This is a genomic window from Silvimonas sp., assembly GCF_031291215.1.
GTDB classification, from domain to species: Bacteria; Pseudomonadota; Gammaproteobacteria; order Burkholderiales; family Chitinibacteraceae; genus Silvimonas; species Silvimonas soli.
This window is the reverse complement of sequence record NZ_JARLJK010000144.1, coordinates 172,508-188,653: the sequence shown is the minus strand read 5'-3', so window position 1 is coordinate 188,653 and position 16,146 is coordinate 172,508. Positions and strand designations below refer to the sequence as shown.

15 protein-coding genes are annotated in these 16,146 nt (G+C 57.6%); 5 read left to right on the top strand and 10 right to left on the bottom strand.

What is annotated here, in order from left to right:
• Positions 1-17: 17 nt before the first annotated feature.
• Both ppk1 and P4L78_RS20130 read right to left on the bottom strand, forming a co-directional pair.
• Positions 18-2,099, bottom strand: a complete 2,082-nt coding sequence (ppk1, locus tag P4L78_RS20135) for a polyphosphate kinase 1 (protein ID WP_390901580.1) — start codon at positions 2,097-2,099, stop codon at positions 18-20.
• A 215-nt stretch (positions 2,100-2,314) separates the two neighbouring features.
• The gene (locus tag P4L78_RS20130) at positions 2,315-2,587 is read right to left on the bottom strand and encodes an oxidative damage protection protein (RefSeq protein ID WP_283151292.1); all 273 of its coding nucleotides are present in this window, start codon (positions 2,585-2,587) and stop codon (positions 2,315-2,317) included.
• Between the two features lie 256 nt (positions 2,588-2,843).
• Here P4L78_RS20130 and ugpQ point away from each other — a divergent pair, with 256 nt between their 5' ends.
• Entirely contained in the window at positions 2,844-3,590 is a 747-nt protein-coding gene (ugpQ, locus tag P4L78_RS20125) for a glycerophosphodiester phosphodiesterase (protein ID WP_309330280.1), read from the top strand.
• A gap of 498 nt (positions 3,591-4,088) precedes the next feature.
• Here ugpQ and P4L78_RS20120 read toward each other — a convergent pair whose 3' ends face one another.
• Positions 4,089-4,910 carry an SAM-dependent methyltransferase gene (locus P4L78_RS20120; RefSeq protein ID WP_283151424.1) on the bottom strand — a complete coding sequence of 274 codons (822 nt, stop codon included), beginning with the start codon at positions 4,908-4,910 and terminating at the stop codon, positions 4,089-4,091.
• 262 nt (positions 4,911-5,172) lie between these two features.
• Between P4L78_RS20120 and P4L78_RS20115 the strand changes: the two genes are divergently transcribed.
• Complete coding sequence (locus P4L78_RS20115; RefSeq protein WP_283151290.1) at positions 5,173-6,546, top strand: HD-GYP domain-containing protein; 1,374 nt, start codon at positions 5,173-5,175, stop codon at positions 6,544-6,546.
• On the opposite strand, the gene P4L78_RS20110 is transcribed toward P4L78_RS20115, so the two are convergent.
• Positions 6,543-6,851, bottom strand: a complete 309-nt coding sequence (locus P4L78_RS20110; RefSeq protein ID WP_309330277.1) for a GIY-YIG nuclease family protein — start codon at positions 6,849-6,851, stop codon at positions 6,543-6,545. The two genes, P4L78_RS20115 and P4L78_RS20110, sit on opposite strands and share 4 nt — an antisense overlap.
• Positions 6,852-6,927: 76 nt before the next feature.
• On the opposite strand from P4L78_RS20110, the gene P4L78_RS20105 reads away from it, so the two are divergent.
• Both P4L78_RS20105 and P4L78_RS20100 read left to right on the top strand, forming a co-directional pair.
• Positions 6,928-8,322, top strand: a complete 1,395-nt coding sequence (locus P4L78_RS20105; protein ID WP_309330275.1) for an MATE family efflux transporter — start codon at positions 6,928-6,930, stop codon at positions 8,320-8,322.
• Positions 8,323-8,355: 33 nt separating this feature from the next.
• Positions 8,356-8,847, top strand: coding sequence for a M48 family metallopeptidase (locus P4L78_RS20100; RefSeq protein ID WP_283151287.1), 492 nt, complete (start codon positions 8,356-8,358; stop codon positions 8,845-8,847).
• Positions 8,848-8,941: 94 nt separating this feature from the next.
• Here the strand turns inward: P4L78_RS20100 and P4L78_RS20095 are convergent, their stop codons facing one another.
• The 5 genes from P4L78_RS20095 to P4L78_RS20075 all read right to left on the bottom strand — a co-directional run bounded on the left by P4L78_RS20095 (position 8,942) and on the right by P4L78_RS20075 (position 12,745).
• Positions 8,942-9,259 carry a BON domain-containing protein gene (locus P4L78_RS20095; RefSeq protein WP_309330273.1) on the bottom strand — a complete coding sequence of 106 codons (318 nt, stop codon included), beginning with the start codon at positions 9,257-9,259 and terminating at the stop codon, positions 8,942-8,944.
• 205 nt (positions 9,260-9,464) lie between these two features.
• Positions 9,465-10,076, bottom strand: a complete 612-nt coding sequence (locus tag P4L78_RS20090) for a DUF1294 domain-containing protein (protein WP_309330271.1) — start codon at positions 10,074-10,076, stop codon at positions 9,465-9,467.
• 136 nt (positions 10,077-10,212) lie between these two features.
• Positions 10,213-10,740 (bottom strand): BON domain-containing protein, encoded by a 528-nt coding sequence (locus P4L78_RS20085; protein WP_283151284.1) that lies wholly within the window; start codon positions 10,738-10,740, stop codon positions 10,213-10,215.
• A 265-nt stretch (positions 10,741-11,005) separates the two neighbouring features.
• Positions 11,006-12,373 carry an amino acid permease gene (locus tag P4L78_RS20080; protein WP_309330269.1) on the bottom strand — a complete coding sequence of 456 codons (1,368 nt, stop codon included), beginning with the start codon at positions 12,371-12,373 and terminating at the stop codon, positions 11,006-11,008.
• A 138-nt stretch (positions 12,374-12,511) separates the two neighbouring features.
• Complete coding sequence (locus P4L78_RS20075; protein WP_309330267.1) at positions 12,512-12,745, bottom strand: RNA-binding S4 domain-containing protein; 234 nt, start codon at positions 12,743-12,745, stop codon at positions 12,512-12,514.
• A 254-nt stretch (positions 12,746-12,999) separates the two neighbouring features.
• On the opposite strand from P4L78_RS20075, the gene P4L78_RS20070 reads away from it, so the two are divergent.
• On the top strand, positions 13,000-14,016 hold the full coding sequence (locus tag P4L78_RS20070; RefSeq protein ID WP_309330265.1) for a class I SAM-dependent methyltransferase: 1,017 nt from the start codon (positions 13,000-13,002) through the stop codon (positions 14,014-14,016).
• Positions 14,017-14,261: 245 nt separating this feature from the next.
• Here the strand turns inward: P4L78_RS20070 and P4L78_RS20065 are convergent, their stop codons facing one another.
• Positions 14,262-15,875, bottom strand: coding sequence for an NAD(P)/FAD-dependent oxidoreductase (locus P4L78_RS20065; RefSeq protein WP_309330263.1), 1,614 nt, complete (start codon positions 15,873-15,875; stop codon positions 14,262-14,264).
• Positions 15,876-16,146: the final 271 nt, after the last annotated feature.

The window sequence follows — 16,146 nt, the reverse complement described above, 5'->3', positions numbered from 1 at the left end:
ACTTGATCCTTGCGTACTCAATTGCGCTGCTTGGCCGCCATATCAGCCAGCAGGCCCGCCTGGGCGGAGCGCGGTTTGGCGGCGCGGGACGTCTTGCGACGATAGCGACCGTCCGATTGCATTTCCCAGGCCTGAACGTTATCGACCAAGTACGGGCGCAGGCTTTCACGAATCACCCGACGCTTGATCTTGGGGTCGAGGATCGGGAAGGCGATTTCGATACGGCGGAACAGGTTGCGGCCCATCCAGTCGGCGGACGAAAGATACAAATCTTCCTGGCCATCGTTGTAGTAGTAGAACACGCGATGATGTTCCAGGAAGCGCCCGACAATCGAACGCACGCGGATGTTTTCCGAGATGCCTGGAATCCCCGGACGCAGCGCGCACACGCCACGCACGATCAAGTGAACGGTGACGCCAGCCTGCGAGGCTTCGTAGAGCTTCTCGATGATGGTCGGTTCCAGCAACGCGTTCATCTTGGCAATCAACACGGCCTTGCGACCCAGCCGCGCGTGGGAAATTTCGCGGTCAATGGCTTTGAGGATGTTTGGTTGCAGCGTGAACGGCGCTTGCCACAGCTGATAGTGATCGCCAGCCAAGCCAAGGCCCGTGAGCTGCATGAACACATCGTTCACGTCGCTGGTGATTTCTTCATTGGCCGTCATCAGGCCAAAGTCGGTATACAGCTTGGCGGTACGCGGATGGTAGTTGCCGGTGCCAACGTGGGCGTAGCGGCGCAGTTTGCCTTCTTCGCGGCGCACGATCAGCAGCATCTTGGCGTGGGTCTTGTAGCCATAGACGCCGTATACGACGTGCGCGCCGGCGCGTTCCAGTTTGGCCGCCCAGTTGATATTGGCTTCTTCGTCAAAGCGCGCCATCAACTCAACCACGGCGGTCACTTCTTTACCGCGGCGGGCGGCTTCAACCAGCGCATCCATCAAGGCGGAGTCTGAACCGGTGCGATACACGGTCATTTTGATGGCAACGACACCCGGGTCCAGCGCTGCTTGCTGCAGTAGGTCGATCACCGGCGTGAAGCTTTGGTACGGATGGTGCAGCAACACGTCGCCGTGGCGGATGGCGGCAAACAGATCGGACTGCTTGCGCAACTCCACCGGGGTGCCCGGCATGAACGGCTCGAACTTGAGGTCCGGTCGATCGACCTGATCGGGTACCTGCATCAGGCGCACCAGATTCACCGGGCCGTTGACGCGATAGACGTCCACGTCTTCCAGGCGGAACTGCTCTTTGAGGAAGTCCTGCAGTTGCAGCGGGCAGTTGTCAGCGACTTCGAGACGTACTGCGCTGCCAAACGGACGTTGCGACAACTCGCCTTCCAGCGCCGCGCGCAGATCTTTGACGTCTTCGTCGTTATCGACCGACACGTCCGAATCACGCGTAACCCGGAACTGATAGCAACCCTTGGCCTGCATGCCGGCGAATAGCTCATCCACATGCGCATGCAGGATGGACGACAGGAACACAAAGCCGTGATCCACGCCGCATACTTCAGACGGGATTTTCACAAAGCGCGGCAAAATGCGCGGCGCTTGCACAATGGCGATGCCGGAATTGCGGCCAAACGCATCGCGCCCTTCCAGTTCGACGATAAAGTTGAGCGACTTGTTCAGCACGCGCGGGAACGGATGCGATGGATCGAGCCCGATGGGTGTGAGCACCGGCATCAGTTCACGGAAGAAGAAATCGCGCACCCATTCTCGCTGCGCATCAGTCCACAACGTGCGGCGGAAGAACTGGATGCCTTCAGCGGCCAGCGCGGGCAGCAACACGTCACCAAACACGCGGTACTGGCGCTCTACCAGATCGTGGCATTCGCGAGTGATGGATTCAAACGCCTGCAGCGGCGTGACGCCTTCCGGCAAGAGCCGGGTGGCGGAGAGCTTCATGTTCTCTTTGAGCCACGCCATGCGCACCTCGAAAAACTCGTCGAGGTTGGAAGACACAATACACAGAAACTTGAGGCGTTCCAGCAGCGGATTGGCCTGGTCCTCAGCCTGTGCAAGCACGCGGCGGTTGAACTCCAGAAGGCCCAGCTCACGGTTGAGCATCAACTGGTTGTCTGCGGGTTTATAGTTCATGTTCATGGCATCGACTGACTGCATGGCGGTGGAGAGGATCAGCACAAAGTGTGCCGGGCGCAGGCTTGCTTTCGGTAAACACGGGTAAAGCCGGTAATACACCAAGACAAAACACGTTGCCGGAACACTTGGGGCGGTACGCTTGAAAACAGTTTGCCGCGTCAACGGCAGTCACAAAGGGCCGCTAGTGCGGCCCGAATCCATACCGCGTGCGCTTAGTGCGCTGGCGGAACGTAACCCTGTACGGAGTCCGCGCCAGAGCCAAAGAAATAGTTTTCAAGCTGCTGTTGCAGATACTTGCGTGCGCCAGGGTCTGCCAGATTCAAACGGTTTTCGTTGATCAGCATGGTCTGGTGTTTCACCCAGGCTTGCCATGCTTCTTTCGACACGTTTTCCCACAGACGCTTGCCCAGATCACCCGGCACTGGCGGAAAATCCAGACCTTCTGCCTCGCGGCCCAATTTGACGCAGTTGACGGTTCTGCTCATTTTGCTCTCACTAAATGCGATATTGAATGACACCCATATTGCCGCAGCATGACAAAACCACGCTATCAGGCAAAAACCATAGCCCCATACAGGCGGCAGTGCAGTTTCGGGTAAGCCTGCCAGTATACACCGCGTACCCGTTCAACTTGGCATGGCACGCGCCACAGCGCTAGTCCGGGCAAAGGCACCGACACGGCAATGGAACAATCCGTGCGGCATAATCGTCTCACCCTCTTTTGCTGCGCGTGGAATGATCATGAGCACATGGCCTTATCCGTTTCTGTTTGCCCACCGTGGTGGCGGCGATCTTGCACCGGAAAATACCCTTGCCGGCATGATCAAAGCCGTTGAGACCGGTTTTGGTGCAGTGGAGTTCGACGTCAAACTCACCGCGGACGACGTCTGCGTGCTGTTGCATGACGATACGCTGGAGCGCACCAGCGACGGCTTTGGCGCCATGGCGAGCAAGCGCTTTGCCGAATTAAGCGGCATCGATGCGGGCAGCTGGAAAGACCCGATCTACGTTGGCACGCCTATCCCGGCATTTAGCGACATCGGCTTGTATTGCGTGCGCAATGGTTTGCACGCCAATGTAGAAATCAAACCCTGCCCCGGTCGCGAACTGGAAACCGGCCGGCTGGTGGCGCAAGACGCCGCGTTGCTCTGGCAGGGTGAAGCCGTGCCGCCGCTGCTATCGTCGTTCTCGTATGAAGCCTTGCAGGCCGCCGTGGCGGAAGCGCCGTGGTTGCCGGTGGGGTGGTTGATCGATGAATGGGAGTACGACTGGCGCGAGCGCTTGCAGGCGCTGGAAGCGGTATCGCTGCATTGCAATCAGCGCTTGCTGAATGCGCAGCGGGTGGCTGAGGTACGGGATGCGGGGTATCAGTTGCTGGCGTATACGGTGAATGGGCCGGAGCGGGCTTTACAGTTGAAGAATTGGGGAGTGAGCGGAGTGTTTACGGATGCGTTGGGGGTGATGCGGGGTGTTGAGGGGTTGGAGTGAGGTAAATGGGATGCGGGGCGCAACGACAGTCCGCGCATCCTTATATGTTTGGATTCAAACCTGATATCAAAAGATCGTTTTGTTAGTGCCTGCGGCACGTTTGCGAAAAACATTTGATACCCGGGGGTGCCCGGGAGCACGTTACCTTTCTTTGCTTCGCCAAAGAAAGGTAACCCAAAGAAAGGCGACCCGGGACGCTAGCGTCCGACGGGGCCCAAGGTCAAAAGCCGAGCAAACCATCTGTTTGCAAGGGGCCTTTGTGCGCATCCACCGTTTGCAAACCCAATCCCCGTAGCCCGGATGGAGCGCCAGCGGGAATCCGGGGTGACCAAGCGTCAACGAACCACAGACATTTGAAGTTGCCGATACCGTTCCCCGGATTCTCGCTGCCCCGCTGCAACTGTCATATGTAATATGCTGGAGCTTTGTGGGCGTACCCCAGAAGAGCACGCTTCATCCGGGCTACATCACTACTTGCCGACCCCGCTCAACCCTCAATCAATACACAAACCGATACCGCATTTCCCCCAGATTCAACTCATCCAGAATCGCTTCGGATCGTTCTCTGGCGTTGCGCGGACGTTGGGTGGTTTTGCTGGCGATGATCAGTTCGTTCTTCATTGAATGCTCCCAACCCACCAGTTCGGTCACCGTGACTTGGTAGCCGTGGGCCTCCAGCAGCAGGCAACGCAATACATTGGTGATCTGGCTACCAAATTCACGGGTATGGATCGGGTGGCGCCAGATTTCCGAGAGCGCGGTTTTGCCGAAGGACTGGTTTTTCAGCTTGCGCAAAGTGGCGGCGACTTCGGCCTGGCAGCAGGGCACCAGCACGATATGGCGGGCGTTTTTCTGCAGCGCGAACTTGATGGCGTCGTCGGTGGCGGTGTCGCAGGCGTGCAATGCGGTGACCACGTCCACTTCAGCGGGCATGGCGGTGGAGGTCATCGATTGCTCGACCGATTCATGCAGGAACGACATGCGTGGAAATGCCAGCCGTTGCGCCAGCTCGCGGGAGCCGCTGACCAGCGCTTCGCGGGTTTCGATGCCGTAGATATGGCCGCCGCTGCGTTCCTTGAAGAACAGGTCGTACAGGATGAAGCCCAGATACGACTTGCCCGCGCCGTGATCCACCAGCGTTACATCGTCGTGTTGTGCGAGCACGTCTTTGAGCAGCGGCTCGATAAAGTTGAACAGATGGTAAATCTGCTTGAGCTTGCGGCGGCTGTCCTGGTTGAGTTTGCCGTCGCGGGTCAGGATATGCAGTTGCTTGAGCAGTTCGACCGACTGGCCGGGGCGAATTTCGGGGATGGTGTTCACAGCGATCTCTTTAAACGACAAGACCGGCAGCCGGCGCCGGTCGGTCAGACATTCCATAATCTCGAATGTCGTTGGGATAGCCATGAATTATAAAGGATTTCTTGCAGGCACCGCGCATAACCGCTGGTTTACCAGGGTTGGCGGCGTAACCGCCGGTCTGTCTGTAAGTAAAAAACGGGTTTTTGCTGCCAACCACATCATGACAAGTGTATAAGCTGACAAAAAAGATGTTCAGTACATTCCCGCTACCGGAGCCCTTGCCATGAACGATCAGTTCGTCCTTTCTCCGCCCACGATCCCGGTGGCCGAGCTCAAGCTGGCTGATCTGATGGCATCCTTGAGTTATGCACTCGATATCACCGAAGGCCAGCCCGAGGGGCATTGCATCCGCTGCTGCTGGATCGGCTTGAACGTCGCCCGGACGCTGGGTGTGAGTGAGCGCGAACAATGGGATCTCTATTACACGCTGCTGCTGAAAGACCTGGGCTGCAGCAGCAACGCCGCGCGCATTTGCGAGCTGTATCTCACCGACGATCTGGGCTTTAAACAAAGCTTCAAACTGGTTGGTCCTGGCTTGCCGCAGATTCTGGGCTTTGTGTTCTCACACACCGGCAAGAACGCGCGTTGGAGTGCTCGGCTGCAAGCCATTCTGAACGTGCTCAAGAATGGCGGCGAGATGTCGCAAGAGCTGATCCAGACTCGCTGTGATCGCGGAGCCAGCATTGCCAAGCGCTTGCGTTTTAATGATCAGGTGGCCAACGGCATTCGTTCGCTGGATGAACATTGGGATGGCTCGGGTCGCCCCGGTCAATTGGTGGGCGATGCCATTCCGCTGGCTTCACGCGTGGCGCTGCTGGCGCAGGTCATCGACGTATTTCATTTTTCTAGCGGCCGCACGGCGGCGCTGCGTGAAGTGCGCAAACGCAATGGCAAATGGTTTGATCCGGAATTGTGTTCCGCATTTGAGTCGGTGGCCAAAGATGCCGCGTTCTGGAAAATGCTGGAGTCCGATCAAATCGGCAAAGCCGTGCTGGCGCTGGAACCCGCCCAGTTTGCCGTACCGGTAGATGAAGATTATCTGGACGACATCGCCGAAGCCTTTGGCGAGGTGGTTGACTCCAAAAGTCCGTTCACCGCCGGGCACAGCCAGCGCGTCGGCTTGTATACCGATGCCATTGCGGCGGCGATGCAAATCCCGGAACCGCGCCGCCGCTGGTTACGGCGGGCGGCGTTGCTGCACGATGTTGGCAAGCTGGGCGTCAGTAATTCCATTCTGGACAAACCCGGCAAGCTTGATGCCGCAGAATGGGAAGCGGTGAAGATGCACGCCAGTTATACCGAGGCGATTCTGTCGCGCATTACCTCGTTCAGCGAACTGGCCTCGCTGGCTGGCGCGCATCATGAACGGCTGGATGGCACGGGTTATCCACGTGGCCTGAAGGGCGACGCCATCAGCATTGAAACCCGCATCATCACCACCGCCGATATCTTTGACGCCATTAGCGCTGAGCGCCCGTATCACCCGGCCATGTCGATTGAAGAAACCCTGAAGATCATGCAAGGCAGCGTGGGCCCGGCGATTGATCCCGCCTGTTACGACGCCCTGTGCCGCGTGGCGCGAGAGACTGAGGGTTAATCCGGCAAGGCGACGAACGCGGGCGCCGGATGCTGCAGGCACAAGGCGCGTTTGGCGGCAGGCGTGAGTTGCTTGATGGCGTATTCAGCCTTGGCGGCGCTGACCCGATCCGGATGGCTGATCACAGCGGCCAGCCGCACTGGCGGATTGGCCCGGGTGTAACGCGCGCCCTTACCGCTGGCGTGAGCGGCGTAGCGGGCAGCGACATCATTGGTGATGCCGGTATACAGCGCGCCATTGCGGCACTCCAGCAAATAGACAAACCAGGGTTCGGCGGCGGGCGCGGGTGGCGGGGATGTCGTCATAAAGTGTTTGCGTTCGCGCTCAAACCAGCCAATATTCGATGACCTTTGATCATCACATAAAAGTGGCCCGTCGCCCATGAGCAAATCCCGCATGAACCTGACCACGGGGCCGGTGGCGCGCACGCTGTTTTTTTTCTCGCTACCGGTGCTGGGCAGCAATGTGCTGCAGTCGCTCAATGCCTCGATCAACTCGATGTGGGTCGGCCATTACCTTGGGGAAGCGGCGCTGACCGCCACCTCCAACGCCAATATCGTGCTGTTCTTTCTGCTGGGCGTTGTGTTTGGTTTATCGATGGCCAACACCATTCTGGTCGGGCAGGCGGTCGGCGCACGCAATATTGATCAGGCCAAGCGTGTGGTCGGTACCAGCGCGGTGTTCTTTATTGCGGTGTCAGTGCTGCTGGCGCTGGCAGGTTATATCTTTACCCCGCACATCCTGGATGCTATGGGCACGCCAACGGATGCCCGGCCGTATGCAGTGTCTTATCTGCGGGTGATCTTTATCGCCGTGCCGTTCATGTATCTGTACAACGTGATGATGATGACGCTGCGTGGTACCGGCGATTCACGCACTCCATTCTGGTTTATGTTGTTGTCGGCGGTGATCGACGTTGCGCTTAACCCGGTGTTGATGTTTGGCTGGGGGCCATTTCCGGCCATGGGCATTGCTGGTTCGGCCACAGCCACGCTGATCGCGCAGAGTTTCAGTCTGTTTGCCATGCTCTGGCACTTGAAGCGCCGCCATTACTTTCTGCTGTTGGGCAAACACGAACTGCATTACCTCAAACCCGATCTGGCCATTCTGCGTTCGCTGGTGTTCAAAGGCTTGCCGATGGGTTTACAGATGCTGGTGATTGCCTCATCCGCCATCGTCATGATCAGCCTGGTCAACCAGCACGGCTCGACCACGACCGCCGCCTATGGCGTGGCCTCGCAGTTGTGGAACTACATCCAGATGCCTGCACTGGCGCTGGGAGCCGGGGTGTCGTCTATGGTGGCGCAGAACGTGGGCGCGGGGCTGTGGGATCGCGTCTCGCGCATTACCCGCGTCGGGGTGCTATTCAATTTTTTGATGACTGGCGTGCTGGTCGCCGTACTGTTGCTGCTGGACAGGCTGGTGCTGGGTCTGTTTTTGCCAGATGACGCCCACGCGCTGGCCATCGCCCGGCATATTGATCTGACCGTGTCCTGGTCATTCATCCTGTTTGGCGTAACCATCGTGCTGTTTGCCACGGTGCGGGCGACCGGTGCAGTGGTGCCACCGCTGATTATTCTCATCATCTCGATGTGGCTTACCCGGCTGCCGTTTGCCTCATTCATGAGCAAGCTTTACGGCGCGGAGGCAATCTGGTGGAGTTTTCCGGTGGGCTCAGTGGTGTCGCTGGTGCTGGCGCTGTTGTACTACAAGTTTGGCGGCTGGCGCCGGGCGCGCATGGTGAGCAAACCAGAGCCCGCATCGGCGAGCGCCTAAGCAGCAGGCAAAGCACCGCGTTACAATGAGCGGATGACCGAATTACGCTACCTGGCGGCCTATCCGCCGCATCTGCAAGAACGCGTTGCCACGCTGTTGAGCAACGGCGAGCTGGGGCCGTGGCTGCAGCAACGCTACCCGGATCGCAATGACATCCAGACCGACAAAGCGCTGTACGACTATGTCACTGACCTGAAACAGCGCTACCTGAAAAACGCGCCGGTGCTGTCGCGCGTGCAGTACGACAACCAGCTTGATCTGATTGGCGGCACGCTGGGCACCAATACGTTTACGTCGCGCGTGCAGGGCAGCAAGCTCAAGCGCAAAAATGAAATCCGCGTTGCCACCTTGTTTCGTGAAACACCGCCCGAGTTTCTGAACATGATCGTGGTGCACGAACTGGCGCACCTGAAAGAAAAGGACCACAACAAGGCGTTTTACCAGCTGTGCTGCCATATGCAGCCGGATTATCACCAGCTTGAGTTCGACTTGCGCGTGTGGCTCACGCTCAAAGAACACAGCTGAACCGCTGGCGCGCTCCTGGCACAAATAAAAACGCCCGACCGATTAACCCGGCCGGGCGTTGTGTTTGGTGCAGCAGCTGCTTTAGACCTGATACTTAGTCTTTTGGTGTGATGTTGTTGATGACGTATTTCACGCCAGGTACTTTTTCGGCGATCTGGCCGGCTTGGGCCATTTGCACGCCGTGATCAACAGTACCGTCGATCGAGACTTCCGCTTTCTTGGAAGCAACAACCAGGTTGAATGCTTTCAGCTCTGGATCAGCATCCAGAGCCGATTTAACAGCAGCGGCCAGCGCTTCGTCGGAAACCGGAGCAGCTGCTGGTGCGTCAGCGGCGATGGCGCCGGTGGAAACCAGGGAAGTGCCCAGGGCCAGAGCGGTGGCGATAAGAGTGCGTGCGAGCAGTTTGTTCATTTCTTTTTCCTTGTTAACCGGATTGGGAGCAGTTGAAATCAGATCGGCAAGCACCGCGCGCGGCGCGATATTTTCCGACTCAGGCGGAAATGTATGAAGAGATCATTGCGTTTTCATGACAACTGCCGGATTTCGGCCAACAAAAATGACAATCGCGACCTCGGCTCGCTTGATAAGCGCTGCAGAAAAAGCGCGCCAGGCCGCGTCAATGCGGCATTAAGCCCATGCCGACGACCGATCCGACCTGCAACACGACCGCGATGGCAAAAACCAGCCGGAAAGAGGTCTTTACGCTTTTGTGGTTAAACAGCCGCTGCGCCAGCCAGGCGCCTGGCCAGCCCCCTGCTAGCGCCAATACTTGCAAAGTGCGCTCCGCAATCCGTCTGCCGCTACGGCGGGCCTGATGCTTGTCGATGGCATATAACACCAGGCTTAGTCCACTCAGCGCCGCCATGATTTGCAACAGCTGCATGCCATGCGGCCAGCGCAAGCAGACTGCTCCCAAAATCAGCAAACCGCTAACTGCGAGCAAATCGAGCCAGCTCCAACTGGGGCGCTTTTCTGATCGGACCGGGCGCGAGCGCGCGGGCGGCAGCCGACCTGGCCTGCTGGTGCCGATCGTCGCGGCGCTCGCCACTGGCCGACCTTGCGCATCTTTACCCGGTGCAAAGATCACCTCATCGCCAACTTGCGGGCGCCCGTTACCGGTACGTTTGATGCTCTTGATATGCAGGAAATAGCGGGCGCGTTCGGGTGTTTCGATAAACCCGAAGCCTTGTGCGTCTTGCCAGATAACCAGCGTGCCGTGTTTGAGCATGAAAAACAGATGAGAGTGGCTAAAAGTCTGCAGATGCTAGCAGAGCGCCACCGTATCGGCAGGGCCACGCCTGTCTGGCAGGCAAAAAAGAAGCGGCCCCGCAGAGCCGCTTCCTGATCTTGCAGATGTGGCCGACTCAGTTGGTTTGCATCACATTGATGTGATTGACCACGCTGGTCACGCCCGGTACGCCTTTGGCGATAGTGACTGCTTTATCCGACTCAACCTGTTCTTCAACCGAACCGGAAATGGTCACTACACCGTCTTTCTCGTGAGTTTTCAGATTAAACGCATGCAGGCTGGCATCTTTACCCAAGGCCATTTTGACCTGACCAGCCAGTGAATCCTGCGTATCGATATGGTTGACCACGCTTTTCACGCCAGCCACTTTGCCGGCGGCATCAACAATCTGGTCTGCCTGTGCTTTGGTGGGGACCGTACCGCTCAGAGTGATCACACCCTTTTTGTTGCTGACCTTGATTTTCTTGGCGCCCAAAGCCGGATCTGCCAGTGCTGCCTTCACTTGCTTGGCCAGCGACGGGGCCGGTGTGGAACTGGTATCGGTTGCCGGCATATTGCTGTCGGCCACCGCGTTGCTGGCGAACATGGCGCAGCCAAGGGCAAGAGCCGCAGTCAACGTGGTGTGAAGAAGAAGCTTTTTCATGTTTTTTTTCCTCGAAATGCATGGACTGGAGTTGGGATTGGGCTGGATTGGTGCTTTGTGACATCGCGGCTTATAAACCAACCCAAAGTTATGCATAGGTCATGCCGTCGGGGAGTCAATCAGTATCAGCGTTCCCGGGGTGAAGGGTGGTCGTATAGGCCCCGCCACAATGAAATACGGCAAAAAATAAAGGGTTAACGCTTTTGACGTTAACCCTTTACCAGTCAATTGGCGGAGATGACTCAAGCCATTGAGCGCTGCGCGGTCAAACTACGGCCTGCCTCGCCACACGTTTTTTCCAGGCATAGCCACCCCACAACAACAGCAACCACAGTGGCACCAGATACACCGACACATCCAGCCCGGGCGTGAACAACAAAATGCCCAGAATCATCAGCATGAAGACCAGGCAAATCCAGTTGGTGAGCGGATACCAGAATGACTTGAAGGCGATTTCTTCGCCCTTGGCGACCATGGCCTGGCGGAACTTGAAGTGTGTCAGGCTGATCATGGCCCAGTTGATGACCAGCGCGGCGACAACCAGCGCCATCAGCACACCCAGCGCTTCTTTCGGGATTACATAATTAACAATGACGCAGGCAAAGGTCGCCAGCGCTGACAAACCAATCGCCAGCGTCGGCACGCCGCGCTTGTTCACTTTCAGCAGCGCTTTTGGCGCATTGCCTTGCTCAGCCAGGCCATACAGCATGCGGCTATTGGCATACACGCCGCTGTTGTAGACCGACAATGCGGCGGTGAGCACCACGATGTTCAGGATATTGGCCGTCAGCCCCGAGCCGATCTGCGAAAAGATCATCACAAACGGGCTGCCGCCCGCGGCGACCTTGCTCCACGGATACAGCGACAACAACACGGTGAGCGCGCCGATGTAGAAAATCAGAATCCGGTAGATCACCTGATTCACCGCTTTGGGAATGCTCTTGCGCGGATCATCGGCCTCAGCAGCGGTAATGCCGATCAACTCCAGTCCGCCAAACGAGAACATGATCACCGCCAACATCATGAACAAGCCGCCAAAGCCATGCGGAAAGAACCCGCCGTCGTTCCACAAATTGGAGAACGACGCTTGCGGGCCACCGTGGCCGCTCAGCAGCAGATAACCGCCAAATACGATCATGCCGATCACCGCCACCACCTTGATGATGGCAAACCAGAATTCCATTTCACCGAACAACTTCACGTTAGCAAGGTTGATGGCGTTGATCGCCACAAAGAACACCAGCGCAGAAACCCAGGTGGGCACGCCGGGATACCAGTACTGAATGTACTCACCCACGGCGGTCAGCTCGGCCATGCTCACCAGCACGTACAACACCCAGTAATTCCAGCCCGACAAAAAGCCGGGGAAATCTCCCCAGTATTTATACGCAAAGTGGCTGAAGGTACCGGCCACGGGCTCTTGCGCCACCATCTCGCCCAACTGGCGCATGATCAGAAACGCAATAAAGCCGCCAATGGCGTAGCCCAGAATCATGGAAGGACCGGCGGCTTTGAGTACGCTGGCCGAACCGAGGAACAAACCGGTGCCAATGGCGCCACCCAGCGCAATGAGCTGGATATGCCGGTTTTTCAGCCCGCGCTTGAGGCCTTCTTGTGGTTGAGATGTTTCCAAAACAGGGTTCCGTTCAAGGTGAAAACCCCGGCTACTTGGGTCGTAGGCGGGGCTTTTTTTAATGTGGCACGCGTTGTGCACAATGCCCAGTCGGGATTACGAGTACGCACGGCGCCGGATATTGATGACGATCAAGCATTACTCTTCTGCGGGTGCAGCGACGACCTGGATCAACACCTGGTCTTCTACCTGCACCTGCATGCCGGGGCGAATCTTGTTGGTTTTGCGCAGTTCCTGCACGCCGTTAACCATAACGATGCCACTGGCCACCATGGCTTTGCCCGCGCCGCCGCTATCGACCAGACCGGTGATTTTCAGCACATCACACAGGGCGATGTATTCGGTGGAAATTTCGACTTCAAAAGTTTGCATGGTGATCTGCGCTGGGCAAAAGAAAGAATGGTAACAGGATCAGGCCGGATATTTGCGCCTCTGCCGACGTAGCGCCTGCCGCATATCTGACCAACAATTGCACATAAATACCGGTTTTTATTGCGAAACATGCGACCAGCGTGGTCCATCAAACCAGTTTGTGCGAGCGATCCCTGTTAAAATGCCCGGTTCGCGCGTTGTCAGCAAAGTCTGGCGCGTTGCTGGACTTCTTTCACTCGCCCACGGCTTACCGCATGACATCTTCCTTTACCGACCTGCTTTCCGCCGCCCTGACGGCCCGCTCCGAACTGGTTGCCCGGTTACACGCAGAACAAACCGATGCCTACCGCATGTTTCATGGCAGCGTAGAAGGCGTAGCGGGTTTGACGGTGGATCGATACGGCAATCTGTTGTTGGTGCAGAGCTTTCACGAGCCGCTGACCGCCGAACAACTGACCGAGCTTGAGACGTTTTACCATCGCAGCTTTCCTGGCTTCGACATCATTTACAACGACCGCAGCCAGCCGAACTCGCGCATTGCCAACAAGCTGTCCAATGAACAAATGGACGCCGCCTTCGAGCCGCGTGAAGCGCAAGAACTGGGCGTGACTTACCGCATTCAGGCGCGCCACGCTGGACAAGATCCGTGGCTGTTCCTTGATCTGCGCGCTGGTCGCCGCCGTGTGATGCAAGAAGCCGCTGGCAAAACCGTGCTGAACCTGTTTGCTTACACCTGCGGCGTGGGTATTGCCGCCGCCAAAGCCGGTGCCAAGCAGGTAGTGAATGTGGACTTTGCCGAATCCAGTTTGCTGGTCGGTAAAGAGAACTCACGCCTGAATCACCTCGGTCACACGCTGCGCTATGTTGAAAGCGATGCCTTCGCCGCATTGCGCCAGTATTCCGGTCTGGGCCAGCCACGCGTAGTGCGTGGCAAGCGCCTGCCACCGTTCCCCAAGCTGGAGAAACAACAGTTTGATCTGGTGGTGCTCGACCCGCCGCGTTACTCCAAGAGCATCTTTGGCGTGGTCGATCTGGTGAACGACTACTCCGCGCTCTTCAAACCGGCGCTGTTGGCCACCGCAGAAGGCGGCACGCTGATTTGTACCAACAACGTGGCCTCGGTGGATCGGCAAGACTGGTTTGACCAACTGCAACGCAGTGCCAAAAAAGCCGGCCGCGAAATTCGCGATATGGAATGGATCACGCCTGAAGCCGACTTCCCGACGCTGGATGGCAACCCGCCGCTGAAGATTGCGCTGCTGCGGGTGTAATTCGTAGGGTGGATTCGCCGCCAGGCAATCCACCATGCAATTATCGCCAACACATAAACAATAGACCCGTAGCCCGGATGAAGCGTTAGCGAGAATCCAGGGCGCGATGTTGGCTAGATCAGAAATGCATCTCATCTGTGCATGGCGGCCCCGGATTCCCGCCGGCGGCTCCATCCGGGCTACAAAAGCAAAAAGCCGCCATCCTTTAAGGAATGCGGCTTTTTGTTTGCCCTACGTTTAACGGCTTATTTGCGGCTTTGCATGATGCTCAAGGCCACCGCTTCGGCAATCTTGATGCCATCCACGCCTGCCGACAAAATCCCGCCCGCATAGCCAGCACCTTCACCGGCCGGGAATAAACCCTTGGTGTTGATGCTTTGCAGCGTCTCGTTGTCGCGCTTGATGCGAACAGGCGACGAGGTGCGCGTTTCCACGCCAGTCAGCACCGCATCGTGCATGCCAAAACCTTTGATGGTCTTGTCGAACGCGGGCAGTGCTTCGCGAATCGCGCTAATGGCAAAGTCCGGCAATGCAGTCGCCAAGTCAGTCAGATGCACGCCGGGCGTGTACGACGGTTGCACTGAGCCGAACTCAGTCGAAGCCTGGCCTGCGATGAAATCGCCCACCAACTGGCCTGGCGCGCTGTAGGTACCGCCGCCCAGCTCAAACGCGCGGGATTCCCATTTGCGCTGAAAATCCACGCCGGCCAGCACATGTTGCGGGTAATCCACTTCGGGTGAGATGCCGACCACGATGCCCGCGTTGGCATTGCGTTCGTTACGCGAGTACTGGCTCATGCCGTTGGTGACCACGCGACCAGGCTCGGACGTTGCCGCTACCACGGTGCCGCCCGGGCACATACAGAAGCTGTACACCGAACGCCCGTTGCTGGCGTGGTGCACCAGCTTGTAATCCGCCGCGCCCAGAATCGGGTGCCCGGCATTTGGGCCAAAGCGGGCGTTGTCGATCAGCGATTGCGGGTGCTCGATGCGGAAGCCAATCGAGAACGGCTTGGCCTCCATAAACACGCCCTGTTCGTGCAGCATCTGGAAGGTATCGCGTGCGCTGTGGCCAATCGCCAGCACCACATGGTCGGCCTCTATATGTTCGCCGCTGGCCAGCGTTACGCCAGTCACCTGGCCGTTTTCCAGCTGCAGTGTTTCTACCTTGCTGGAAAAGCGCACTTCACCGCCGAGCTTGGTGATGGTCTCGCGCATGGTTTCCACCATGCCTACCAGCCGGAACGTACCAATGTGCGGCTTGCTCACGTAGAGGATTTCTTCCGGCGCACCGGCCAGTACGAACTCCTTGAGCACCTTCTCGCCGTAATGCTTGGGATCTTTGATCTGGCTGTACAACTTGCCGTCCGAGAATGTACCCGCGCCGCCTTCGCCAAACTGCACGTTGGATTCCGGGTTCAGTTCCCGTTTGCGCCACAGGCCCCAGGTGTCTTTGGTGCGTTCACGCACGGCCTTGCCGCGTTCCAGAATGATCGGCTTGAAACCCATTTGCGCCAGGATCAGCCCGGCAAACAGGCCACAGGGGCCGGTGCCAATGACGATGGGGCGCTTGCTCAGGCCAGCAGGAGCTTGGGCGACGTATTTGTATTCGGTATCGGGGGTTGGGCCTACATGGCGGTCGTCATGAAAGCGCTTGAGCAGCGCCGCTTCGTTTTTGACGTCCACATCCAGCGTGTAGGTCAGCAGGATATTGTGCTTTTTGCGCGCATCGTAGCTGCGCAAAAAGATGGTAAAGCCGTTCACATCGCCAGCCGGAACGCCCAGTTTTTTCAGAATTGCGGCGGGCAATTCTTCTGGGGTGTGGTTCAACGGCAGCTTGATTTCAGTCAGTCGCAACATACTTGGGTCCGCATAAATGGGCGATCACAACGTCGCCAGAGCGCGCATTGTACCGGATGGCGGTTTTGACCGAAACCGAGAAATAGTTGTGTCGGATCAAGGGTGTAGAGTGAATCGAGAGCCTGTAGCCCGGATTCACAATCCGGGAGCAATGCCTGGATGTCGTGCGCCCAGTGGCGGGTCACACACGGCCATCCCGGATTATGAATCCGGGCTACGGTGGTACTTTCTGCCATTTGTGGCGTCCCAAACTGCAAATTTCCACAACCCC